Below are 23224 nucleotides of genomic sequence, written 5' to 3' on the forward strand. Positions count from 1 at the left end.
GGGAGCGGGCGTGCCCGCGAAAGGCCGCAAAGCAGCCTCAGTAGTGATACCACTTCAGCTCGAGCATCACCTCGTTCTGTGCCGTGGCCAGGTGGCTGAACTCACGCGAAGCGCTCAACCGAAGCCCAAGGTTCTGGCTGATTTCCCACTGCTGGTTCAGGCTTAAACTGCGCCGCACCTCGCCGTTGGTGAAGTAATCGCCCTTGGCCTCCAGCGTCATGTTGCCCAACCCATTGCGCCACAGCAGGCCGCCATTGAAGCCAGCCGCCGGGGCAATGAATTGTGCGAAGTCGTTGTGATGCTCGACCCGCACCGTGCCCAGGGCAAACCCCAGCAAACCGTCGGCCAGCTGCCAGGTGCCGCCAGCGCCACCATTCACATGGCTCACCAGCACTTCGTCATCATGCTTGCCCGGCACCCGCTCCAGCCCGCCAGCCACTTGCCATGACCAAGGCTTGAGCAGCTCGTTACGGGGTGTCAATGAACGGATGGTGGCCAGGTCCAGGCGCTGCACCTGCCAATCGTTGCCTTCATACTGGCGCAGCTTCAATTGCAGGATTTCGATCTGTGCGCCCAGCGGGAAGCCATAGGCGTTGTCATTCAGGTCGTGGTAGGCCATGCGCAAGCCATATTCGGCGTAGGCGCGGTCTTCGCGGGTACCCACGCCCAACTGCCAGGTGCGCGAGTCATGGCCATCTTCGGGCAGGCCGGGGCGTTCGATTTGCAGGGGGCGCGGCGGGTTGCTGTTGATCGCCCGCAGCAACTCGAAGCTGCGTTTGGCCTGCCCTGGGTCGCGTTCCTGGCCATTGGCCCGATAGCGCTCAAGACGATACGCGGCATCTTGCACCAACGCTTGGCGTTCGCGAGGCAAGGCCTGGAATTCAGGGCTTTGCAATTGCGCAGTGTCGGCGCTTACAGCCAGCACCTGGCGCTTTTCGTTGTGGTCGAGTGGCTCGGCCCTGGCCAGCAATTCACGCTCACGAGAGGGGCGGTAAGTTTCGCTGGCGACCAGGCCGGACTGCTTCACGGCTTTTACCGTGTCGGTGGGAATGGCGGTCAGCGGGAACTGAGACGTCAGGTCCAGGCTCGGCCGGGCCACTTGCAGCAGCTCCAGCAGGCGATAGGAGCAATTCTCGTCGAAGAAGAAGTAATCGAACTGGATCTGCTTCAGCTCCCACACATGCTCGACCATACGTCCGGTTTCTTCGGGGGTCAGGTCTAGCTGGTATTCCCACAGGTCGCGGTTTTCCAGGCTGCGGTATTCGGACAGTTTTTCCTGGTAGGGCATCAGCGCGAACAGCCCCGGGTAGCCACCCATCAGGCCTTTCCAGGCGTACAGGATGCTGTTGTCGCTGCCTTCGATATAGGCACCGAAGTTGATGGCGTAGCTCAGCAGCGTGGTGTCGTCGCTGCGGGTGTTGGACTGGTCGATGCGCAGCAGGGTGTGACCGAACATCGACGACGGGCTGTTCAGGTAGGCTGCCGGGAAGATCAACGCGGCGCTGTGCGGGTCGATCGACTGGTACCAGGTCTTGAATTCCTGGCAGTCCGGTTGTGGCAAGTCTTGCAGGTCTAGCTGTTCACGAAGCCAGCGGGTGCGCGCGGGGAATACGCACTGGGCGTGCTTGTCACCGAGACTGGCCGGGGCATACAGCGCATCGACCGTAGCCTTGAGTTCCTGGTCCGGATGGTGCGCGCCATCTTCGGCGAGGAAGAACGCATCATCATCCACATAGCTGCGCCAGCCGCCTAGCTTGGCGGTTTCATAATGACCAATGGCGAGCCAGTAAGGGGTATTGGCCAATTGCTGGAGACGGCCTGGATCCAGCACAGGGGCGGCATGAACAGGGGCGCAGGCACACAGCGCCAGGCAAGCAAAGCGTTTGAGCATATCGGGCAACTACTTCTTGACGATGCCGAAAAAGGCGAAACCCGCCCCGGGTGGGGCGGGAGCAGCTGTGCTTAGGCCTCGGTAGCGTATTTGGCCAGGCGTGGGTCGCTCTTCAGAACGGCCAGGGTGTTGCTGTGGACAGTTTCGGCAGTGACGTCGGCGCTGCTGAAGATCTGGTTGAAGTGCTGGTGGGTGACCGAGTTGAAGTAGCTGCGGTCTTCCGGTGCTACGCCGAGAACGACGGCATAGGTGGTCAGAGCTTCGCCCTGGCCCATGGCCATGTCTTCGGACAGCTCGTTCATCATGCCGTTCATGGCGAACCAGGACTTGCCGCCGTAGGTCAGCGAAGCCCTGGTCGAGCAGCCGTTGGTGCCGGAGGTCATGCCAAAGGTGGCGTTACCGGAGGTGCCGTTGGTGGTAGAAGCCAGGAAGTGTGCCGGCGTGCCGCGCTGGCCTTCGAACAGCATGTTGCCCCAGCCGCAGTTCGGGCCGCCTGGCGCTTCGGCCATGGCGTTCAGCGAGACCACGGTGAACAGAGTACCCAGAAGAATCCGTTTCATAGCATTTGTTCTCTTTGTCTTAACCAAGGGTCAGGGTTTCTGGCAACTCGGTTGCCAGGTCGGGAAAGCTTTTCACCCACCCGCGCAGCTTGGAGTTTAGGCACGATCTAAAGGTTGCGTTGTTGATTGCGAAAAATTTGCTGTCACAAGACTGCACCGGCTGCGACATAAAGTCCCGTGGAGCCTTGCAAGGCGCGCGCGGGCAGCGCCAGAATGCTGCGTATCTGCCCCGCCGAAGTAAGGAAACCCAATGCCCGATCCTGTCGCTGCGCGCCTGCGTCTTGCGCCTGAAGCCCTGACCCGGCGTTTCTCACCCGAGCAGTTTGCCTTTACCCATACCGACGATCTGGAGCCGTTTCGCGGAGTCCTGGGCCAGGAACGTGCTGTCGAGGCCCTGCAGTTTGGCGTGGCCATGCCGCGCCCCGGTTACAATGTGTACGTAATGGGCGAGCCCGGCACCGGGCGCTTCTCGTTCGTCAAGCGCTACCTCAAGGCCGAGGGCAAGCGCCAGCAAACCCCGGCCGACTGGGTTTACGTCAACCACTTCGACGACACCCGTGAACCACGTGCACTGGAGCTGCCGTCCGGAAGCGCCGCCGAGTTCATCAGCGACATGGGCGGATTGATCGACAACCTGCTGTCGACGTTCCCGGCGGTGTTCGAACACCCGTCCTACCAGCAGAAGAAGGGCGCCATCGACCGCGCTTTCAACCAGCGCTATGACCGCGCGCTGGATGTGATCGAGCGCGCGTCGCTGGAAAAGGACGTGGCCTTGTACCGCGATGCCAGCAACGTCGCCTTCACGCCGATGGCCGATGGCAAGGCGCTGGATGAAGCGGAATTTGCCCAATTGCCGGAAGAGGTGCGCGAGCAGTTCCACGAGGACATTGCCCTGCTTGAGGAGCGCCTTAACGAAGAACTGGCCAGCCTGCCGCAATGGAAGCGCGAATCGAACAACCAGCTGCGTCAGCTCAACGAAGAAACCATCACCCTGGCGCTGCAGCCGTTGCTGGCGCCGCTTTCGGAAAAGTACGCCGAAAACGCGGCGGTTTGCGCCTACCTGCAATCGGTGCAGTTGAACCTGTTGCGTACCTTGGTCGAGCAACTGGTCGATGACAGCAAGTCCGACGCCGTGGCCCGCAAGCTGCTCGAAGAGCAGTACGCGCCTAGCCTGGTTGTGGGCCACCACGCTGACGGTGGCGCGCCGGTGGTGTTCGAGCCGCACCCGACCTACGACAATTTGTTTGGCCGTATCGAATACAGCACCGACCAAGGTGCGCTGTATACCTCCTATCGCCAACTGCGCCCAGGCGCGCTGCACCGCGCCAACGGCGGCTTCCTGATTCTGGAAGCCGAGAAGATGCTGGGCGAGCCGTTCGTATGGGATGCGCTCAAGCGAGCGTTGCAGTCGCGCAAGCTGAAGATGGAGTCGCCAATCGGTGAGCTGGGCCGTGTTGCCTCCGTCAGCCTGCAGCCGCAGGTGATTCCGCTGAACGTCAAGTTGGTGATCATCGGCTCGCGCCAGCTGTACTACGCACTGCAGGACCACGACCCGGACTTCCAGGAGATGTTCCGCGTGCTGGTGGACTTCGATGAAGACATGCCGATGGTCGACGAGAACCTGGAGCAGTTCGCCCAACTGTTGCGCACCCGCACCAACGAAGAGGGCATGGCGCCGCTGACTAGCGACGCGGTGGCGCGTCTGGCCACCTACAGTGCTCGTCTGGCCGAGAACCAGTCGCGCCTGTCGGCGCGTATCGGTGACCTGTTCCAGTTGGTCAGCGAGGCTGATTTCATTCGCCAGCTGGCCAGTGACGAAATGACCGATGCGGGCCACATCGAGCGGGCGCTCAAGGCCAAGGCCACCCGTACCGGGCGTGTGTCGCAACGGGTGCTGGACGACATGCTTGCCGGCATCATCCTGATCGACACAGAAGGCGCGGCCATCGGCAAGTGCAACGGGCTGACCGTGCTGGAAGTGGGCGACTCGGCGTTCGGCATGCCAGCGCGTATTTCGGCCACCGTGTACCCGGGCGGCAGCGGTATTGTCGATATCGAGCGTGAGGTCAACCTTGGCCAGCCGATCCACTCCAAAGGGGTGATGATCCTCACCGGTTACCTGGGCAGCCGCTATGCCCAGGAATTCCCGTTGGCGATCTCCGCGAGCATCGCCCTGGAGCAGTCCTACGGCTACGTGGACGGCGACAGCGCCTCGCTGGGCGAAGCCTGCACGCTGATCTCGGCCTTGTCGCGCACGCCGCTCAAGCAGTGCTTCGCAATCACAGGTTCCATCAACCAGTTCGGTGAAGTACAGGCGGTGGGAGGGGTCAACGAGAAGATTGAGGGCTTCTTCCGCCTCTGCGAGGCGCGTGGCCTGACCGGCGAGCAGGGGGTGATCATTCCGCGTGCCAACGTTGCCACCCTGATGCTTGACGAGCGCGTGTTGCAGGCGGTGGAGAACGGCATGTTCCACGTCTACGCGGTCAGTCAGGCGGATGAGGCGCTGAGCCTGCTGGTGGGCGAGGAGGCCGGGGTACTCGACGACAAGGGGCTGTTCACCGAGGGCAGCGTCAATGCCCGTGTGGTGGAGCGCCTGCGGGAAATTGCCGAGATGATCAGCGAGGAAGACATCGAGAAGGCAGAAAAGGAACGCCTTGAAGACGTGATTGCCCAAGCCAAACCGGCCTGAGTCAACAAACTGGCGCTGGCGGCGATGTGCTACCGTTCAGCGCCAGTTTTCCATCTTTCTGAACTGTTCTTCTATGCTGGAACTTAAGGACGGTACAGCGTTCAGGATGGAAACAGCCTGAGGGTTTCGGGCTGAACAAGGCTCATTGGAGGGGACGCGGCCATGCGCAACCTCAGCCTCACACGCCAGTGCCTGGGCCTGGTGACTCGTATCGAATGCAGCATTCGTCCACTGGCCGGGGATAACGGCATGTGGACCCTGCTGTTCGCCGCCGGCATGGCCGGTGAACAACCCTCCGCGATCAAGGCACAGGGGCCGTTTCATGGGCCGCTGGTGGCTGAGTCGGTGCTCAATGCCATTGTCGACAGCCTGACCCTGCATGGTTATCAGGTGGCGGAAGACCCGCAGATCTGGTGTCTGCATTTGCAGGCGCAGTTGCGGCGGATCAATGGTGAGCGGTGTCGCAACCTGGGGGATTACCAGTTTCATCCTGAGAACTGAAGAATGCCGGGGCTGCGGAGCAGCCCCCGGGCTTTTGCTGTAACAGGTGGCTGGCTATACTCGCCGTCGCTTTTTTAGTCACCTGATGAGTCCTGAACTTCATGGAACGTATCCTCGAAAACGCGATGTATGCCTCGCGCTGGCTGCTCGCACCGATCTACTTCGGCTTGTCCCTCGGCCTGTTGGCCCTGGCGCTGAAATTTTTCCAGGAAGTGGTCCACGTCCTGCCCAATGTCTTTGCGTTGAGCGAAGCTGACCTGATCCTGGTGATCCTTTCACTGATCGACATGTCGCTTGTCGGTGGCTTGCTGGTGATGGTGATGATTTCCGGCTACGAGAACTTCGTTTCGCAACTGGACATCGATGAAAGCAAGGAAAAGCTCAACTGGTTGGGCAAGATGGACTCCTCGTCGCTGAAGATGAAGGTTGCCGCGTCGATCGTGGCGATTTCGTCCATTCACCTGCTGCGGGTGTTCATGGATGCGCAGAACATCTCCACCGATTACCTGATGTGGTACGTGATCATCCACATGACCTTCGTGGTCTCGGCGTTTTGCATGGGCTACCTGGACAAGCTGACCAAGCACTGAGTCCCGCCAGGCCTCACTGCAACTCCCGTGGGAGCGGGCATGCCCGCGAACACCGGCAAAGCCGGTGGCAGCCACCGCGTGGCCTGCTTCGCGGGCACGCCCGCTTCCACAGAGATCTAGGCTCAACTGACGAGTGGCGTCAGTCATGCCTTGCGCATTCTCCCTTCCTGTACAAAAAATGAGCTCTCATGCGTGGTTCCCATCGCGAGGTGCTCTCATGAACCTGCATCAGCTCAATACCGAGGCCAGGGCTGGCCATGTCGACGAACTGAACCTGATCGCCATCGAAGGCGGTGACTACCTGCTCGAGGCCCGGGTCAAAGGCCATCCTCACCCCCTGTCCGATACCCGCGGTGAGCGCTTGCGCGTGCACTCGGTGGAAGATGCGCGCAAGTTGCTGCAAACCATCCCCATGGTTTCGATGAACCTGGTGCACTGGTCGGTGCAGGATGAAATGTGCGGTATGGGTACGCACCCGGAAGAAGACCTGAAGTTGCCGATTTCCCAGCGTTCGGCCTGGTAGCTGCTCACAACGCCTCAGTGTGCTAGGCTGCTCGCCCTTTTTATCAAGGGCGCGGCTGCACTGCGCCCTGCAGTGGAGCACGACAATGTCCGAACTCAACCTGTCTACCGATGAAACTCGCGTCAGCTACGGTATCGGCCGTCAGCTGGGCGGCCAGCTGCGCGACAACCCGCCACCGGGCGTCAGCCTGGAAGCCATCCTGGCCGGCCTGACCGATGCCTTCAACGGTGCCGACAGCCGCGTCAGCGAAGCCGACCTGTCGGCCAGCTTCAAGGTCATCCGCGAGGTGATGCAAGCCGAAGCTGCAGCCAAGGCCGAAGCCGCTGCTGCTGCTGGCAAGGAGTTCCTGGTCGAGAACGCCAAGCGTGAAGGCATCACCACGCTGGCTTCGGGCCTGCAGTTCGAAGTGCTGACCGCTGGTGAAGGCGCCAAGCCGACCCGCGAAGACAACGTGCGTACCCACTACCACGGCACCCTGATCGACGGCACCGTGTTCGACAGCTCCTACGAGCGTGGCCAGCCGGCTGAGTTCCCGGTAGGCGGCGTGATCGCTGGCTGGACCGAAGCCCTGCAACTGATGAACGCTGGCAGCAAATGGCGCCTGTACGTGCCAAGCGAGCTGGCTTACGGCGCCCAAGGCGTTGGCAGCATCCCGCCGCACAGCGTACTGGTGTTCGACGTCGAACTGCTCGACGTTCTGTAAGGTCGTTGGGGCCGCTTTGCGGCCCATTCGCGAGTAAGCCCACCTTTTTCTGTAGGGGTGGGGTTCACCTGCGAAGAGGCCGGCCCTGCCGGCCTCAATTCCAGTCTGTCCCCCCAGGGTGCAATGCCCGCGCATAGCAGAACAGAAACAGATTCCGTACCAGTTCCTTGAGTACCCCCGGTTCACTCGAATTCAGCCCGCTCATGTCCAGGTCACCCTGGTCACGCAGTTCGTCGAGGGCTTCTTCTTCAAGGACCGCGCACACTTCGCCGGTTTCCCGATGAAGAATGCGCAGGTAGGGGTGGGGGCGTTCCAGCCAGGCGTCGATCAGGTAAGTCATGGAGATTCTCCTTGGATAGCGGTTCCAATGAGAATAATTCCTATTACCTAAATGGCAAGCGCCGATTGCCAGATTTTTGTGTGATCAGACTTTGCGGACGAACTCGGACTTCAGTTTCATGGCGCCGATGCCGTCGATCTTGCAGTCGATGTCGTGGTCGCCATCGCACAGGCGGATGTTCTTGACCTTGGTGCCGACCTTGACCACCAGGGACGAACCTTTGACCTTGAGGTCCTTGATCACGGTGACGGTGTCACCGTCCTGCAGGATGTTGCCGACCGAGTCCTTTTTCACCACCTCGTCGCTGGTCGCCTCGGCATCGCCGCTGGCCGACCACTCGTGGGCGCATTCAGGGCAGATCAGCTGAGTGCCATCCTCATAGGTGTATTCGGAGTTGCATTTTGGGCAGGGTGGCAGAGTGCTCACTTCGGTTCCTCAAACAAACAGACGGGCGGTTAAAAGCCCACATTGTAAAAGGTATTTTCCCGGAAGTGATTATGTCCGGACAAAAGCATCGCGGGCAAGCCTGCTCCCCACAGATGGTGTAGGAGCGGGCTTGCCCGCGAATGAAGACGACTCGGTCTGTCAGTGCGTACGCGCGACCGCAAACTCGCTCAGTTCAACCAGCGCATCCCGGTATTCACTGGCAGGCAGCACTTCGAGGCAGGCGATGGCACGCTTCACGTAATCGCGCGCCAGCTCGGCGGTGTACTTCAGCGCACCCGATTCCTCGACCGCAACGCGAATCTGTTCCAGATCCTCCAGGCCACCTTTCTGGATCGCCTGGCGTACCAGGGCAGCCTGCTCGGCAGTACCTTCACGCATGGTGTAGATCAGCGGCAGGGTAGGCTTGCCCTCGGCCAGGTCGTCACCGACGTTCTTGCCCAAGGTCTGCGAGTCGCCCTTGTAGTCCAGCAGGTCGTCGACCAGCTGGAAGGCCACGCCCAGATGGTCGCCGAAGGTACGCAGGGCTTCGCGCTGCTCGTCGGTGGCCTGGGCCAGTGCCGCAGCGCTGTGGGTCGACGCTTCGAACAGCATCGCCGTCTTGCCGCGAATGACCTCCATGTAGACTTCCTCGGTGGTGCTGGCGTCGCGTACACGCGACAGTTGCAGCACTTCACCTTCGGCAATCACGCGGGTGGCCTTGGACAGGATCTGCATGACCGGCATCGAGCCCAGTTCGACCATCATTTCGAACGAGCGCGAATAAAGGAAGTCGCCCACCAGTACGCTTGGCGCGTTGCCCCACAGGGCATTGGCGGTAGAGCGGCCGCGACGCATGCCGGACATGTCGACCACATCGTCGTGCAGCAGGGTGGCGGTGTGCAGGAACTCGATGGTGGCGGCCAGCAGGCGCAGGTCGTCGCCTTCGCGGCCCAGGGCCTTGCCACACAGCAGTACCAGCAGGGGACGCAGGCGCTTGCCACCGGCGGACGTGATATAGTCGCCGATCTTCGATACCAGCGGCACGCGCGAGGTCAGCTGCTTCTTGATGATCTCGTCGACGGCGCTGAAATCATCAGCCACCGCGCGGTAGAAGGTTTGGGGTTGCATCGGCTGCTCCAGTGAGGTTGCGCGGCATGCTAGGTCGCGGGTCCCGGTGTGTCAAGGCGCGGTGCCAGCTGGCCGGGGGCGGCACTTGCAAGCAAAACCGCGGTTGCGTACAATCGCGCACCCTAACTTCCTGGGCAGCACCTGCCTTACGCAATTGCGCCGGGCCGTTCCAGCCCTGTGCAGCCATGCCAGCCAATACTCATCATATAAAGCGCTGGGTGAGCAGGATTATCGGAGAAATACCATGTCTTACGCAGTAATCGTTACCGGCGGCAAGCAGTACAAAGTCGCTGAAGGTGAATTCCTCAAGATCGAAAAACTGGAAGTCGCCACTGGCGAATCCGTGACCTTCGATCGCGTTCTGCTGGTCGCCAACGGTGAAGAAGTCACCATCGGTGCTCCAGTTGTTGCTGGCGCTAAAGTAGTGGCCGAAGTCGTTTCGCAAGGCCGCCACGACAAGGTTCGCATCATCAAGTTCCGTCGTCGTAAGCACCACATGAAGCGTATGGGCCACCGCCAGTGGTTCACCGAGATCAAAATCACCGGCATCCAGGCTTAATCCCCTAGATCCCCTGAATTTATTTGGAGAATTGAACCATGGCTCACAAGAAGGCTGGTGGTAGTACTCGTAACGGTCGCGACTCAGAATCGAAACGCCTTGGCGTGAAGATGTATGGCGGCCAGGTTATCAAGCCAGGCAACATCATCGTCCGTCAGCGCGGTACCGAATTCCACGCTGGCTACGGCGTTGGCATGGGCAAGGACCACACCTTGTTCGCCAAGATCGAAGGCGTGATCAAGTTCGAGAAGAAAGGCGAGTTCATGCGCCGTTACGTGAGCATCGTCGCCGCTTAATCGCGACGTCGCTCCAGAAGCCCCGTCATGCGACGGGGCTTTTTCGTTTGTGGTGAGCCTCTTGCAAAGCTGTTTGTCTGGGTTGCCGGCGTTGGTTTCTACGGTCGTACGGGGCCGCCGCGCTCATTTTTGCAAGAGCCTCATGTTTTTGAGTCATTCAGCTCGTCTACCGACGAGAGGCGGTTTTAATGAAGTTTGTTGACGAAGTATCCATTCGGGTCAAGGCCGGTGACGGTGGCAACGGTTGCATGAGCTTCCGTCGCGAGAAGTTCATCGAGAACGGCGGCCCTAACGGCGGTGACGGCGGTGACGGTGGCTCGGTGTACATGATTGCCGACGAAAACCTGAACACCCTGGTCGACTACCGCTACACCCGTCACCATGAAGCCCAGCGTGGCTCCAACGGCGGTAGCACCGACTGCACCGGCAAGAAGGGTGAAGACCTGTTCCTGCGCGTGCCGGTCGGCACCACCGTGATCGATGCTTCCACCCAGGAAGTGATCGGTGACCTGGTCACCCCCGGCCAGAAGCTGATGGTCGCGCAAGGTGGCTGGCACGGGCTGGGCAACACCCGTTTCAAGTCGAGCACCAACCGTGCGCCGCGCCAGACCACCCCAGGCAAACCGGGTGAGCAGCGTGACCTGAAGATGGAAATGAAGGTGTTGGCCGACGTCGGCCTGCTGGGCTTGCCCAACGCCGGCAAGAGTACCTTCATCCGTTCGGTCTCGGCCGCCAAGCCGAAAGTCGCCGACTACCCGTTCACCACCCTGGTGCCAAACCTGGGCGTGGTCAGCGTCGACCGCTGGAAGAGCTTCGTCATCGCCGACATCCCCGGCCTGATCGAAGGCGCTTCTGAAGGTGCCGGTCTGGGTATCCGCTTCCTCAAGCACCTGGCGCGTACGCGCGTGCTGCTGCACCTGGTGGACATCGCGCCACTGGACGAAAGCAGCCCGGCCGATGCCGCCGAAGTCATCGTCAACGAGCTGACCCGCTTCAGCCCGTCGCTGGCCGAGCGTGAGCGCTGGCTGGTGCTGAACAAAGCCGATATGGTCATGGACGACGAGCGTGACGAGCGTGTGCAGGAAGTGATCGACCGTCTGGAGTGGGAAGGCCCGGTTTACGTGATCTCGGCCATTTCCAAGCAGGGCACCGACAAGCTCAGCCACGACCTGATGCGCTACCTCGAAGACCGCGCCGACCGCCTGGCCAACGACCCGGCCTACGCCGAAGAGCTGGCCGACCTCGACCAGCGCATCGAAGACGAAGCCCGTGCCCAGCTGCAGGCCCTGGACGACGCCCGCACCCTGCGTCGTACCGGCGTCAAGAGCGTGCACGACATCGGCGACGATGACGGTTGGGACGATGATTTCGAGGACGACGAAGACGGTCCGGAAATCATTTACGTGCGCGACTGATCGGTTGCAGTACACTAAACGCCGCTCTCTGGAGCGGCGTTTTTGTATCCACGGTATCTACAGATTCGACATAGGTTGGAAGAAGATGCGAAGCAAGGTGACGGGCGCCAAGCGCTGGGTCGTTAAGATTGGCAGTGCTCTGCTGACCGCCGATGGCAAGGGCCTCGACCGCGGTGCAATGGCCGTTTGGGTCGAGCAGATGGTCGCGCTGCGTGAGGCAGGCGTGGAGTTGGTACTGGTCTCCTCCGGGGCCGTGGCTGCCGGCATGAGCCAGCTGGGCTGGACCAAGCGACCGAGTGCGATGAACGAGCTGCAGGCGGCTGCCTCGCTCGGCCAGATGCGCCTGGTGCAAGCCTGGGAGTCGAGCTTCGGGGAGCACGGGAAGCACACCGCGCAGATCCTGCTGACCCATGACGACCTGTCCGACCGCAAGCGTTACCTGAATGCCCGCAGCACCCTGCGCACCTTGGTTGATCTGGGTGTGGTGCCGGTGATCAACGAAAACGACACCGTGGTCACCGACGAGATCCGCTTTGGCGACAACGACACCCTGGCGGCGCTGGTGGCCAACCTGGTCGAGGCCGACCTGCTGGTGATCCTCACCGACCGCGATGGTATGTTCGATGCCGACCCGCGCAACAACCCCGAAGCGCAGTTGATCTACGAAGCCCGTGCCGACGACCCCTCACTGGATGCCGTGGCCGGTAGTACCGGTGGTGCCCTGGGCCGTGGCGGCATGCAGACCAAGCTGCGTGCGGCGCGCCTGGCTGCCCGTTCCGGTGCCCACACCATCATCATCGGTGGTCGCATCGAGCGCGTGCTGGACCGCCTGAAGGCGGGCGAGCGCCTGGGCACCTTGCTGTCGCCCGAGCGCGGCATGCTCGCGGCGCGCAAGCAATGGCTGGCCGGTCACCTGCAAACCCGTGGCACCCTGGTGCTGGATGCCGGTGCCGTGCAAGCGCTGCGTCAGGCCAACAAGAGTTTGCTGCCGGTTGGCGTGAAGACTGTGCAGGGCAGCTTCCGTCGTGGCGAGATGGTGGTGTGCGTCGGCCCGGACGGCCTTGAAGTGGCTCGCGGCCTGGCCAACTACAGCGCCCTGGAGGCGCAGAAGATCATTGGTCAGTCGTCCGACGCCATCGAGTCGATCCTTGGTTACAGCGCCGAGCCGGAACTTGTACACCGCGACAACCTGGTGCTGGTATGAGCCCGCTGAAGAAGGTAATCGCTGTGGCAGCGTTCGTGCTGCCGATGCTGGCCGGCGCTGAAGAGGTCGGCCGGGTGTCTACCGTGTTCAAGTTCCTCGGGCCGAACGACCGCATTGTGGTCGAGGCGTTCGACGACCCTAAGGTAGAGGGCGTGACGTGCTACCTGTCGCGGGCCAAGACTGGCGGGGTGAAGGGGGGCTTGGGGCTGGCCGAGGACCGGGCGGAGGCATCGATTGCCTGTCGTCAGGTCGGGCCGATCAACTTCAAGGGTGAGCTCAAAGATGGCGAGGAAGTGTTCAAGGAACGTACCTCGCTGGTGTTCAAGACCATGCAGGTGGTGCGCTTTCTCGACAAGAAGCGCAATACGCTGGTGTACCTGGTGTACAGCGACCGCATGATCGAAGGCAGTCCGCAGAATGCGGTGACTGCCATTCCGATCCTGCCTTGGGCTCATTGATAGCCTGGTAGGTTGCCGGGAGGCCGTCGGCCTCCTATCGCGACACAAGCGGTTTACCCGCGAAGAAGACACCGCCGTGGATGGCACGGGCTTCGCCCGTGTTCGCGGGCAAGCCCGCTCCCACAGGGATCAGCGCATGCAGGATAGGGCCGCAAAGCGGCCCCAGCTATCTCAGGCCAGTTCCTCGGCCTGATCCTCACGCACAACCGCCTTCACTTCATCCAGCCGGCTGATGAACTTCCAGTCCGCCTCGTCGATGTAGATGCCGTTCGGCCCGCTGCCACCTTCCAGGTCGATCGCAACGTGTGCCGATACCTGTGGTTTCACACTCGCCAGAATCGGCACGAAGCCCAGTTGCAGGCTGGTCTCCAGCAGTGCCGCCTGGTTGCGTTCGTCGATGTCTGCCGCTTCGTCCAGGTAGTATGGCAGGCGAATGCGCCCGGCCAGGTCACGGTCCATCAGGTGCAGCAACAGGTACATGTTGGTCAGCGCCTTGATGGTCATGGTGGTGCCGTTGGACGCCGCACCGTCGATGTCGGCGTGGATGACCGGCTGGCCATTGACCTTGGTGATCTCGAACGCCAGCTCGAACAGGTCCTTCAGGCCCAGCTGGTTGTGGTTGGCCGCTACCAGCCGTGCCAGGTACTCCTTGGCCTCCTCGTTCTTGTTGTCCTGATCGGCACTCTGGGTCAGGTCGAAGACCGACAGGGTTTCGCCTTCTTCGTACTGACCGGCACTGTGGATAATCTGGTCGATGTGCTTGAGCGCTTCCTTGTTCGGCGCCAGTACCACGCGGAAGCTTTCCAGGTTGGACACCTGGCGCTTGTTGATCTCGCGGTTGAACAGGGCCAGCTGGTGCTCGAGGCTGTCGTAGTCGCTGCGGATGTTGCGCAGGGTTCGGGCGATGTCGGTGACCGCGGCGCGGCGTGCCTTGGCCAAGGTCAGGGCTTCATCGGTACGGTGCGCGTAGGCGTTCACCAGCAGTTGCAGGCGGCGTTCCATGTCGTCTTCGCTGTCGAACTTGGCCACGCCCTTCAGGCGCACCTGGGCGTACAGCGCCTCGATCTGATTGTCCACCCGCTGCAGGCCTTGCCAGCTGTCCTGGTAGTCATTGAGCAGCGGCAGCAGGTTGTCCATCGAGTCGTCGATGGCTTCCATGTATGGCGTGCCATAGGGCAGGTCGGCCGGCAGCAGTTGGCGACGGCGCAGGGCGTCTTCCAGGGTGCGCTGCTTGGACTCGAGGTCGCCGAGCTGGCGGCCGACCAGTTGCAACTTGGCTGACAGCTGCTGGACGCGCTCGGTGAAGGCGTCGCTGGAGCGCTTGAGTTCGTCCTGGGCCGCTTCCAGTTGCGAGAGCTGTTCCAGTTTCTCGGGCTCTTCGGCGGCGAGGGTCTGGCTGCGGCGGAAGTCTTCCAGCGCCTTCTGCGCGTCCAGCACTTCCTGGTACAGGGTTTCGGTCTGCGCTTTGGAGGCGGAGCGGTCGGCGGCCACGGCCTGCTGGGTTTTTAGCTGCTTGAGCTCTTTTTCCAGGCGCTCTTTCTGGTCGCGCAGGGCGGCGCGGTCGGCCAGGGCCTGCAGGGCCGGCGGGTCGATGTGGGTCAGATCGATGGCCAGGCCGGGGGCCTCGAAGCGCTCGCCCTTGAAGCCGTCGAGCACCGCTTCCAGCGACTTCACCCACAGGTCGCTATCGTCCAGCTCGATGCCGCGGTCGCCCAGCGGCAGGCTGAACAATGCGCCGTTGAACAGGCGCATCAGGCGGTCCACGTCCTGTTGCGAGAACTCTTCGCGCAGGCGGGCGTAGCTGTTGTTGTCAGCGTGATCCAGCTGCTGCTTGACCTGCTTCAGGCGTTTTTCCAGGTCGCGTACGCGCTCGTCGAGGTCTTCGGCACTGAACTGTCGTGACTGGGCCAGAGCACCGGCCAGTTCGTCGTGGGCGTCTTTGGCCGCCAGCAGTTGCTGTTCCAGCACCTTGACGTCGTCGACCAGCGCAAAGCGGTGCTTGAGCACCGACAGCTCGCCTAGCCAGCGCTGGATACCGCTGATTTCACGCTCCAGGCGCATCAGCTCCTGGGTGCCGCCGCGCTGGTCGTTTTGCAGGCGGTCCTGCTCACCACGGTAGTGCTCGGACTGGATGACCAGCTCTTCCTTGCGCGCCATGGCGTATTCCTGCCAGGTGCCCAGCAGGGTGTCGAGCACAGGCGAAATGCGGTGCAGCTTGCCACGCAGGATGTCCCGCTGGGCCACACCGCCGGCCAGGGCCTCGACCAGCGGGCCGGCAGCGACCAGGGCGTTGTAGTCCTGCTCCATGCGGCGTACGTCGCGGAAGGCTTCCTCGCACGCAGCGATGTAGTCGACGCTGCCGGAACGCAGGCTGTGCTCGAAGGCGTCGAGGAACAGTTGCTTGAGTTTGGCGGCGGTGATTTCACGCATGTGCAGCAGATTGATGAACAGCGCGCGGAAGGTTTTCAGGCTTTGCTCGCTGGTGGAGCGCAGCGGGATCATGGTCAGGTCCAGCGGCACCGAGGTGTGGCCGCCCACCAGTAGTCGGCGCAGTTCGTCCGGCTTCAGTTCGTAAGCCTTGATACCCAGGCGTTCAAGGTTGGTGAACAGCTCTTTCTGACGCAGGCAGGTGTCGTTCTTCTGGTAGTGGGCCAGGTCCAGTTCGCCCTTGTAGGCGAAGAACTGGTGGCCGAAACCGCCGCCCGGACCGCGCCCGACCACACCGATCACGTGCGGGCCGTGGGGCAGGCTCAGTTCGCAGAGAATGTACGAAGTGTCGCTGGCGAAGTAGAAGCGGCGCGACTGCTCAAGGCTGTATTTGCCGAAACTCATGTCCGACATGCGTGCCAGGATCGGGAACTGCAGGGCGTTGATCGACGCCGATTTACCCAGGTTGTTGGCGCCGTATACCGACAGCGGGTGCTCCAGCGGGAACAGGCCAAGGCTGTAGCCGGCGGTGTTGAGCAATGCGAAGCGGCGGATGCCGTAGCGTTCCTGGCTCATGCGTCAATCTCCTGTTGCTCTTCGCGGATGGCCCGGGCCAGGGCGTCCTCTTCGCTTTCCTCGCCCTGGAAAGGCGTGAGGTCGAGCGGGTCGTCGGTGCGGTTGAGTTCTTCGGCGCTTTCTTCCTCGACCAGTACCGGGGTCGGCAGCGGCAGGTCGCTGTGCAGGGTGGCGGCCAGGTCGCGGTCCTGCTGCACTGCAAGGCACACATCGAGGAAGCGGTGCATGGGCGGCAGGAAGCGGTAGATGCCGCCTTCCTCATGGGCGAAGCCGAGCTGGGTCATGCGCCGCAGGATTTTTTCTTCCAGCTCGTCCACGGTCTGCACTTCGGCCTGCAGGAACAGGTCGCGGTACTTGTCCAGCAGCGAGGGCAGTTCGTCGCGGCCGATGCTACCGCCGTCGAGCACGGCCATCGGGTCGCGGCCCTGGTCAGCAAGGTGCTCGACCAGAATGAAGGTGAACAGCGACAGGCGCTGCGCGGTCTTGTTGACCTGCGCGGCGGTCATGTCCGGCACGAAGTAGTAGAAACCACGGGTGTCGCATACCAGCTCGAAGCCCAGGGCCTTGAACAGGGTGCGGTACTGGTCCTGGAAGTTCGACAGCTGGGCGTACAGCTCAGGGTCGCGCCGGCTGATGTGGAAGCCTTTGAACAGCTCGCGGAAGATCGGCGCGAGCTGGGACAGTTCGGAAAGATCAAGATGCATGGGCTGGGCTCGCGTTGGGTTCGGTAGGCGCGCTGGGGGCGTCTTCGCGGCTGGAGGTCAGGGCGAACGAACGCAGGCTGACCAGGTGTTCCTGAGTTGTGTATTCGCGGCGGTCGAGGCGTTCGCGCTTGAAGCGCTTTTCCCGCGAAAGACGCGAGAACCAGTACAGCAGCTCATCGGTGGCGCCTTCGGGCTCCTGCTCCAGCAGCCAGACCATCAGGTCGGGCAGTGGCAGGGCCTGTTCGCAGCGTTCGGTCATTTCCTTGACCGTGCGCGGAGCACGGGGCAGGGCGTCGGACTGGGTCTTGTGGGCTTTGGGGAAACGCGCCGGTTTGGGCTCGAAGCGGGCCAGTGCGTAAACGTAGGCCTCGACCTGGCTGGCACTGCCAAGGAAGGTGCTTTGCGGGCGGGTGAACATCGGCATGGCCGCTTGCGGCACGGCATCGATGCCCTTGCGTCGGATCACCGACAGGGCCAGCGCCGCGCCGCGGGTCACGGCGTTGTGCCGGCGGGCTTCTTCGCGCAGCGGCAGCAGCAGTTCGCGGGCGTGGCGCAGGGTCAACTGTGCGTTGGTCTGCATTTCCAGGATGCGCGCGTGGGTGCGCAGCAGCATGTCGTCGTCGACCAAGTGGCCCAGGCGCGCTTGTTCGCCCAGCAGTTTCAGCAGCACGGTCTCGACCTTGCGTACACCCTGCTCGAAGGCGCCGTCGGCGTTGACCAGCTGGATCATCGGCTCGACGTATTCGTCCCAGGTGGCCAGCACTTCGGCATAACGCTGGCGCAGCGGAATCTGGCGGTTGCTGGTCTTGGCCCGTTCGGCCACGGCCACCAGTGCCTGCTCGTCGTTGTCGAGCTTTTTCAGCACATCGCGCACGCGCATGTCGAGCAGGCGCAGCTGGCGTGCCAGGTCGTCGCTGTCGCGGTTGTCGAAGGCATCCTGGATGTGCCCGGCCAGGCGCTCCAGGTGGCGCAAGTAGGCTTCGATCTCCAGGCACAGGCCCAGCCGGTGTTCGCGGCGCAGGTAGGCGAGGAAGTCGTGGATCTGCGCGTTGAGCTCGAAACGGTTCGGGCTTTTGGCCACCGGGACCAGGATATCCAGGCGGATCCAAACGTCGAGTAGCTGGGTGATGTCCTGCGGGGTGCTTTCGAGCTGCTGGCGAGCCACATGCTGGCGCAGTTCGACCAGGCTCAGGGTGCCCTGGTCGAAACGCTCGCACAGCGGCTCGATCAGGGCCCAGTGTTCGGCTAGGGCGCGCAGGACGCGCTTGGGTTCGATCATTGGCTTCGACTCGTTGCCAAGAAAAAGGGGGCGATTGTACTGCATTCGCGGGGGTGGTTTTTACCCCTTGGTCTGTAATGAGGGATAACCTTGTGGTGTGTAGGTGTATGGCGGGGGTTTGAGGGTGGGGGCGAGATCGAGCGCCGCCCGCGCGGCGCATCGCGAGCTGCGCTCGCTCGTTTGTTTCGGGCCAGTTATTTCTGGGGGATTTGCGCGCGGGCGCCTTGGCGCTTGGCGCGATATTGTGTCGTACAAACAAAACGGTCGCGCGCGCCTGTCACTGGCGTTACTGGCCAGAAACAAACGTAGGAGCGAGCGCAGCTCGCGATGCGCCGCGCGGGCGGCGCTCGATTTCTGCCCCCCCCAAAAAACCCACGGCAAGCACACCCGGCCATTGCGCAACGTCATGCCAGGCGGTGTGGCCTTGAGGGTATGGCGGTAGAGGTGCGTCGCCTGGGAGACCGAGCGCCGCCCGCGCGGCGCATCGCGAGCTGCGCTCGCTCCTACGTTTGTTTCGGGCCAGTAATGTCTGTGGCAGGCGTGCGCGACCGCCTTGTTTGTACGACGCGATATTCTGTGGTGTGTAGGTGTATGGCGGGGGGTGAGGGTGGGGTCGAGATCGAGCGCCGCCCGCGCGGCGCATCGCGAGCTGCGCTCGCTCCTACGTTTGTTTCGGGCCAGTAACGCCTGTGACGGGCGCGCGCGACCGCCTTGTTTGTAAGACGTGATATTGCGCCATGCGCCAAGGCGTTCGCGCGCAAATGGCACAGGAATAATTGGCCCGAAACAAACGTAGGAGCGAGCGTAGCTCGCGATGCGCCGCGCGGGCGGCGCTCGGTCTGATAGGCGCTGCAAAAACCACGGCGTACACGTTAGAATGCCTAATTGCCGTCACCCCCTCGGATACCCGCCCCTTGCTGACCGAACCCCGTCGCCGCGCCTACCTTTCCGCCATGCAAGTGGTGCACTGGCTGCCGCGCGCCGAGCTGCCGTTCGCCGCACCGTCGCGGCCCGAACTGCTGCTGCCGGTTGCGCCGGTCGAGGACATCGATTTCGAAGTCCGGCCGGCGTCGGCAACCAACGAAACGCCCGTCATCCCCCAGGCCCGTTCCGGCGAGCGGCCGAAAATCGAGATCCCGCGGCCGGGCAGTGTGCCCAAACCCGCCGTCAAGCCCGCCGAAGCACAAGAGCCCGCAGCTCCGCGCCCGGTGCCCGTGCCGCCACCGCGCTTCTCGCTACAGTTGTTGCGCGCCGGCAGTTGCTTGCTGCTGGTGGAGCTGGCCACCGGCCAGCCGTTCCAAAGCCGCGACCCCTCCTACCTGCTGCTCAAGGACATGCTGCGCGCCGCCGGCCTGCCCGACGCCCCGCAGATCATCGGCGAGCCGGTTCGCTGGCCACTGCTGGTGCGCGGCAACATGGACCAGGGGCCGGAGGCTGCGCGCGATTTCGTCCAGGGCTTCGTTCAGGCCCGCCTGGAAGACGCCCCGTGTACCTGTCTGTGGCTGGTCGGCCTGCCTGCATTGCGTTTTGCCGCCAATGCCGACGCCGAGGCCTACTACCAAACCCTGACGCTTGACAGCCTGGGCGACGCCTGGGCATTGCCGGGCCTTGAACTGTTGATGGACGAGCCGCAACGCAAGGCGGACGTCTGGAAAGCCATGCGCCAGCTGATGGCGCGCTGGAAGAGCGTTGAATGAGTGACTCAATCAGCTTCCGCCCGATGACCGAGGCGGATCTGGATGCCGTACTTAAGATCGAATATGCCGCGTTCAGTCATCCTTGGACCCGTGGAATCTTTCAGGATGCGCTCAAATCGTACGAAGTCTGGCTGATGTTCGACGGCCAGCAGCAAGTGGGTCATGGCGTGATCAACGTGATCATCGACGAAGCGCACCTGCTCAACATCACCGTAAAACCGGAAAACCAAGGCTGCGGCCTGGGCCTGCGTCTGCTCGAGCACCTGATGGCCCGGGCCTATCAGCTCAATGGCCGCGAATGCTTCCTGGAAGTGCGCGCCAGCAATCAGTCGGCCTATCGTTTATACGAACGTTACGGTTTCAACGAAATTGGCCGCCGCCGCGACTATTATCCGATCGCCGGCGGCCGTGAAGACGCCCTGGTGATGGCCTGCACCCTGTTCGAAGACTGACTTTGCAGGGGTGTACCCGGGCGCGCAGGCTTTGTTCTCGGCAGGGACGGATAAAAAATGAGAAAACTGCTTCTGGCAGCGGGCCTGTGTGTAGCAAGCGCGGCCCACGCAGACGAGCGCGACGTGTGGATGTTCGCCCAGTGGGCGGGTGATCATCAAACCCGCCCCTTCCGTGAAATGCTGGTAGATGCCCGGCTTTACGGTGTAGTGCCAATTCACCAGTTGCTGCGCTCGGCATCGGACTGGAGACAGTGCAGCGCATCGCCTTTCGCCGTACCGCCCCCCGCCAATTGGGCGGCTGTACGCTCGACCCTCGCGTTGATCAATGCACTCGACGACCAAGGCATCCTGCGCCAGTTCGAGGTGGTTTCGGCTTACCGTGAGCCGCGTCTGAACGCCTGTGCGGGCGGGGCAGCCAACAGTGCGCATACCCGCGCGTTCGCCGTCGACATACTGCTGCCGGCCTGGGCCGATCCCAATCCGCTGTGCCGTTTCTGGCAGCAGCACGGCCAAGCCTGGAACATGGGCCTGGGCCGCTACCCATCAGGCCGCATTCATGTGGATACCGCCGGCTATCGCACCTGGGGTGGCGATGGCAGTGCCGGGTCGTCGTTCTGCATCAAGCCCAAATGAGCCAGGCAACCCCGGCATTCGTCCATTATCCACTCGGCGAAGCGCTGGCACTTGTCGCTGTCGGGCAGGGGCTGTGGGCTGAGCAGGTGGTAGGCCGAGCCATCGCGTACAAAACCGTACGGCGCCTGCAACTGCCCGCTGTCGAGTTCGTCGCGCACCATCAGGGCTGAGGCAATGGCCAGGCCCAGGCCGGCGCTGGCGGCCTGAATCGACAGGTAGAAATGTTCGTAGTCGCTGCGTTCGCTGTGTCTCGTCTGCTGGCCGCTCAGCCGCAGCCAGGTGGGCCAGGCAGTGGGACGGGTGGCGCTGTGCAGCAGCCGTTGGCCTTCAAGGAGGGCAGGGGAGGCGGCGTGGCAAACCGGGCCGATCCATTCGTCGCAGATTTTCTGGCTGTACAGCTGGTTGTCCCAGTGGAAGTCGTCGCGGCGAATTGCCAGGTCGATACCGCTGCGGGCGAAGTCCAGCGGGCCGCCTGCGGCTACCAGGTGCAACTGAAGGTCGGGGTGGGCGGCATGGAATCTCGGTAAGCGCGGGATCAGCCAACGCATGGCGATGGTCGGCTCGCAGGACAGCACAAGCACATTGTCGCGGACCTGGTGCTGCAAACGCTGCACGGCACCCTCCAGCTGCTCGAAGATCGCCTGGGTGGTGCCTTGCAGGGCACGGCCGGCGGGGGTGAGGAAAATGGCCCGGTTGCGGCGCTCGAACAGTTCCACACCAAGGCTTTCTTCCAGCAGGCGTATTTGGCGGCTGACCGCGCCGTGAGTGACGTGCAAGTGCTCGGCGGCGCGCACGAAGCTCTCGGTCTGGGCGGCGATGTCGAAGTAGCGGAAGGCGTTGAGTGGCGGCAGTTTCATGATATCCCGGTTCAGCTGTGCCGGCCTCTTCGCGGGTAAATAGGTGGCATGTGGGAGCGGGTTTACCCGCGAAGAGGCCCAGGCAGGCTGTAAATGTCTGTGAAAAAAACTATCAGATTTATCTCAGCATAAATCGATTTTTCCGCGTCGGTAAGCGCTTGATAATTGGCGGTCTGTGCATTTCCATCGCCTATCGAGAGCCCTCAGCATGACCGAACTCATTGCAGTCGCCCTGTTCACCTTGCTCGCCGTCATAAGCCCCGGCGCAGACTTCGCCATGGTCACCCGCAGCAGTTATGCACAGGGGCGCAAGGCCGGGCTGGCTGCTGCCGTAGGCATCGCCCTGGGGGTGCAGGTGCATGTGTTGTACACGGTGTTGGGCATTGCCGTAATCATCAGCCAGAGCCCGGCGCTGTTCCTGATCATGAAAGTGCTGGGTGCGGGCTACCTGATCTACCTGGGGTACAAGTCATTGACCAACACCCGGCGCATCAGCCTGGACGGGGTTGGCCGGTCCGCTGCCGGCGTACTGCAAGCGCTGCGCACCGGCTTTCTGACCAATGCCCTCAACCCCAAGACCATGTTGTTTGTCATCAGTGCCTTCACCCAGGTGGTACAGCCTGGCAGCCCGTTGACGCTGAACTTCGCCTACGGTGCGTTCATGTCCGTTGCCCATTGGCTGTGGTTCAGCCTGGTGGCGGTATTTTTCTCCAGTACGGCATTGCGCAAGGCGATGATCGAGCGGCAAGTGCTGGTGGACCGGGCCATTGGTCTGGCATTGATCGGGCTTGGCCTGGCTGTGGCGGTGACCGGAATGCGTTGAGGCGGCGATTGCAGTAGCCAAGCTGAGATTCGAGGCTGCTGCTGGAAGGGTTTTACGCTGGTGTCAGCGAACTTTTTTGCAGGCAAAGAAAAAGGGCTTACCTTGCGGTAAGCCCTTCGTCTTGTTTGGTGGCTACACAGGGACTTGAACCCCGGACCCCAGCATTATGAATGCTATGCTCTAACCAACTGAGCTATGTAGCCGATGGCGCGCATTATTCTCTTGAACGCCCCCTCTGTCAACACTCATTTCAAAAAAAATTTGCACGCTTTCAAAAACTTAGCGGCCAGCCCCGGTTTCAGTGCACCAGAAGCCAGTGCCCGCGCACGTCCAGCAACTGCAGCTGCTGGGTTGCAGCCAGGGATTGCAGGCTTTGGCCACGCCGGTCGAGGTAGAAGGCGCCGCACACCCGCCGAGACCATCCGCTGCTCGCCCTGCATGGCGGGCTATCTGCAAGCGAGTGCCCTGCACCAGATGCAGTCGTTTTCAAGCG

At 62.3% G+C, this 23224-nt stretch carries 23 protein-coding genes, 1 tRNA gene and 1 pseudogene; 14 read left to right on the forward strand and 11 right to left on the reverse strand.

Annotation, left to right across the window (positions count from 1 at the left end):
- Positions 1 to 37: 37 nt before the first annotated feature.
- Together AC3B5Q_RS03225 and AC3B5Q_RS03230 are read right to left on the reverse strand one after the other, a co-directional pair.
- Entirely contained in the window at positions 38 to 1891 is a 1854-nt protein-coding gene (locus AC3B5Q_RS03225) for an Lnb N-terminal periplasmic domain-containing protein (protein WP_021784171.1), read from the reverse strand.
- Positions 1892 to 1962: 71 nt separating this feature from the next.
- The gene (locus AC3B5Q_RS03230) at positions 1963 to 2451 is read right to left on the reverse strand and encodes a DUF3015 domain-containing protein (protein ID WP_021784170.1); all 489 of its coding nucleotides are present in this window, start codon (positions 2449 to 2451) and stop codon (positions 1963 to 1965) included.
- Between the two features lie 250 nt (positions 2452 to 2701).
- Here AC3B5Q_RS03230 and AC3B5Q_RS03235 point away from each other — a divergent pair, with 250 nt between their 5' ends.
- The 5 genes from AC3B5Q_RS03235 to bamJ all read left to right on the forward strand — a co-directional run bounded on the left by AC3B5Q_RS03235 (position 2702) and on the right by bamJ (position 7457).
- The gene (locus tag AC3B5Q_RS03235) at positions 2702 to 5140 is read left to right on the forward strand and encodes a Lon protease family protein (RefSeq protein ID WP_021784169.1); all 2439 of its coding nucleotides are present in this window, start codon (positions 2702 to 2704) and stop codon (positions 5138 to 5140) included.
- Between the two features lie 162 nt (positions 5141 to 5302).
- Positions 5303 to 5641, forward strand: a complete 339-nt coding sequence (locus tag AC3B5Q_RS03240) for a PA4575 family protein (RefSeq protein WP_021784168.1) — start codon at positions 5303 to 5305, stop codon at positions 5639 to 5641.
- Positions 5642 to 5742: 101 nt separating this feature from the next.
- Entirely contained in the window at positions 5743 to 6231 is a 489-nt protein-coding gene (locus AC3B5Q_RS03245) for a TIGR00645 family protein (RefSeq protein WP_003247486.1), read from the forward strand.
- 217 nt (positions 6232 to 6448) lie between these two features.
- The gene (locus AC3B5Q_RS03250) at positions 6449 to 6754 is read left to right on the forward strand and encodes a DUF6482 family protein (RefSeq protein ID WP_021784167.1); all 306 of its coding nucleotides are present in this window, start codon (positions 6449 to 6451) and stop codon (positions 6752 to 6754) included.
- Between the two features lie 85 nt (positions 6755 to 6839).
- The gene (gene bamJ, locus AC3B5Q_RS03255; RefSeq protein WP_003247482.1) at positions 6840 to 7457 is read left to right on the forward strand and encodes a BamJ family beta-barrel-assembly machinery protein; all 618 of its coding nucleotides are present in this window, start codon (positions 6840 to 6842) and stop codon (positions 7455 to 7457) included.
- 94 nt (positions 7458 to 7551) lie between these two features.
- Here the strand turns inward: bamJ and AC3B5Q_RS03260 are convergent, their stop codons facing one another.
- From AC3B5Q_RS03260 to AC3B5Q_RS03270, 3 genes are all read right to left on the reverse strand, one after another.
- Positions 7552 to 7797, reverse strand: coding sequence for a PA4570 family protein (locus AC3B5Q_RS03260; protein ID WP_021784166.1), 246 nt, complete (start codon positions 7795 to 7797; stop codon positions 7552 to 7554).
- An 84-nt stretch (positions 7798 to 7881) separates the two neighbouring features.
- Entirely contained in the window at positions 7882 to 8223 is a 342-nt protein-coding gene (locus AC3B5Q_RS03265) for a zinc ribbon domain-containing protein YjdM (RefSeq protein ID WP_021784165.1), read from the reverse strand.
- Between the two features lie 159 nt (positions 8224 to 8382).
- Positions 8383 to 9351 carry a polyprenyl synthetase family protein gene (locus AC3B5Q_RS03270; protein ID WP_010951940.1) on the reverse strand — a complete coding sequence of 323 codons (969 nt, stop codon included), beginning with the start codon at positions 9349 to 9351 and terminating at the stop codon, positions 8383 to 8385.
- Positions 9352 to 9595: 244 nt separating this feature from the next.
- On the opposite strand from AC3B5Q_RS03270, the gene rplU reads away from it, so the two are divergent.
- The 5 genes from rplU (at position 9596) to AC3B5Q_RS03295 (ending at position 13283) form a co-directional block, all read left to right on the forward strand.
- On the forward strand, positions 9596 to 9910 hold the full coding sequence (gene rplU, locus AC3B5Q_RS03275) for a 50S ribosomal protein L21 (RefSeq protein WP_003247466.1): 315 nt from the start codon (positions 9596 to 9598) through the stop codon (positions 9908 to 9910).
- A gap of 38 nt (positions 9911 to 9948) precedes the next feature.
- On the forward strand, positions 9949 to 10206 hold the full coding sequence (gene rpmA, locus AC3B5Q_RS03280; protein WP_003247464.1) for a 50S ribosomal protein L27: 258 nt from the start codon (positions 9949 to 9951) through the stop codon (positions 10204 to 10206).
- A gap of 188 nt (positions 10207 to 10394) precedes the next feature.
- Complete coding sequence (gene cgtA, locus AC3B5Q_RS03285) at positions 10395 to 11621, forward strand: Obg family GTPase CgtA (protein ID WP_003247460.1); 1227 nt, start codon at positions 10395 to 10397, stop codon at positions 11619 to 11621.
- 85 nt (positions 11622 to 11706) lie between these two features.
- The gene (gene proB, locus AC3B5Q_RS03290; protein WP_021784164.1) at positions 11707 to 12825 is read left to right on the forward strand and encodes a glutamate 5-kinase; all 1119 of its coding nucleotides are present in this window, start codon (positions 11707 to 11709) and stop codon (positions 12823 to 12825) included.
- A complete protein-coding gene (locus tag AC3B5Q_RS03295) occupies positions 12822 to 13283 on the forward strand; it encodes a CreA family protein (protein ID WP_021784163.1) in 462 nt (153 codons plus the stop codon). Before proB ends, AC3B5Q_RS03295 begins: the two co-directional genes overlap by 4 nt.
- Positions 13284 to 13454: 171 nt before the next feature.
- Here AC3B5Q_RS03295 and mksF read toward each other — a convergent pair whose 3' ends face one another.
- From mksF to mksB, 3 genes are read right to left on the reverse strand one after another with little or no spacing between them, the layout of a single operon-like run.
- Positions 13455 to 16286 carry an Mks condensin complex protein MksF gene (gene mksF / locus AC3B5Q_RS03300; protein ID WP_021784162.1) on the reverse strand — a complete coding sequence of 944 codons (2832 nt, stop codon included), beginning with the start codon at positions 16284 to 16286 and terminating at the stop codon, positions 13455 to 13457.
- Entirely contained in the window at positions 16283 to 16990 is a 708-nt protein-coding gene (gene mksE, locus AC3B5Q_RS03305) for an Mks condensin complex protein MksE (protein WP_021784161.1), read from the reverse strand. Before mksE ends, mksF begins: the two co-directional genes overlap by 4 nt.
- Positions 16980 to 18269 carry an Mks condensin complex protein MksB gene (mksB, locus tag AC3B5Q_RS03310; RefSeq protein WP_021784160.1) on the reverse strand — a complete coding sequence of 430 codons (1290 nt, stop codon included), beginning with the start codon at positions 18267 to 18269 and terminating at the stop codon, positions 16980 to 16982. Before mksB ends, mksE begins: the two co-directional genes overlap by 11 nt.
- A gap of 914 nt (positions 18270 to 19183) precedes the next feature.
- Here mksB and AC3B5Q_RS03315 point away from each other — a divergent pair.
- The 3 genes from AC3B5Q_RS03315 to AC3B5Q_RS03325 are packed head-to-tail and all read left to right on the forward strand — an operon-like array spanning position 19184 to position 21051.
- On the forward strand, positions 19184 to 19966 hold the full coding sequence (locus AC3B5Q_RS03315) for a hypothetical protein (RefSeq protein WP_031322630.1): 783 nt from the start codon (positions 19184 to 19186) through the stop codon (positions 19964 to 19966).
- A complete protein-coding gene (rimI, locus tag AC3B5Q_RS03320; RefSeq protein ID WP_004575708.1) occupies positions 19963 to 20418 on the forward strand; it encodes a ribosomal protein S18-alanine N-acetyltransferase in 456 nt (151 codons plus the stop codon). Before AC3B5Q_RS03315 ends, rimI begins: the two co-directional genes overlap by 4 nt.
- A 57-nt stretch (positions 20419 to 20475) precedes the next feature.
- Positions 20476 to 21051: a YcbK family protein gene (locus AC3B5Q_RS03325; RefSeq protein WP_021784739.1), complete on the forward strand. Its 576-nt coding sequence runs from the start codon at positions 20476 to 20478 to the stop codon at positions 21049 to 21051.
- Here AC3B5Q_RS03325 and AC3B5Q_RS03330 read toward each other — a convergent pair.
- The gene (locus AC3B5Q_RS03330) at positions 20991 to 21908 is read right to left on the reverse strand and encodes a LysR substrate-binding domain-containing protein (RefSeq protein ID WP_021784740.1); all 918 of its coding nucleotides are present in this window, start codon (positions 21906 to 21908) and stop codon (positions 20991 to 20993) included. The genes AC3B5Q_RS03325 and AC3B5Q_RS03330 overlap by 61 nt on opposite strands.
- Positions 21909 to 22116: 208 nt before the next feature.
- On the opposite strand from AC3B5Q_RS03330, the gene AC3B5Q_RS03335 reads away from it, so the two are divergent.
- On the forward strand, positions 22117 to 22731 hold the full coding sequence (locus AC3B5Q_RS03335; RefSeq protein WP_021784741.1) for a LysE family translocator: 615 nt from the start codon (positions 22117 to 22119) through the stop codon (positions 22729 to 22731).
- 126 nt (positions 22732 to 22857) lie between these two features.
- Here the strand turns inward: AC3B5Q_RS03335 and AC3B5Q_RS03340 are convergent.
- Both AC3B5Q_RS03340 and AC3B5Q_RS03345 read right to left on the reverse strand, forming a co-directional pair.
- Positions 22858 to 22934: transfer RNA gene (locus AC3B5Q_RS03340), tRNA-Met, on the reverse strand.
- Between the two features lie 95 nt (positions 22935 to 23029).
- Positions 23030 to 23146, reverse strand: a pseudogene (locus AC3B5Q_RS03345) (peptide ABC transporter substrate-binding protein); the annotation flags it as partial.
- Positions 23147 to 23224: the final 78 nt, after the last annotated feature.

This window comes from Pseudomonas sp. D5(2026) (assembly GCF_057766845.1).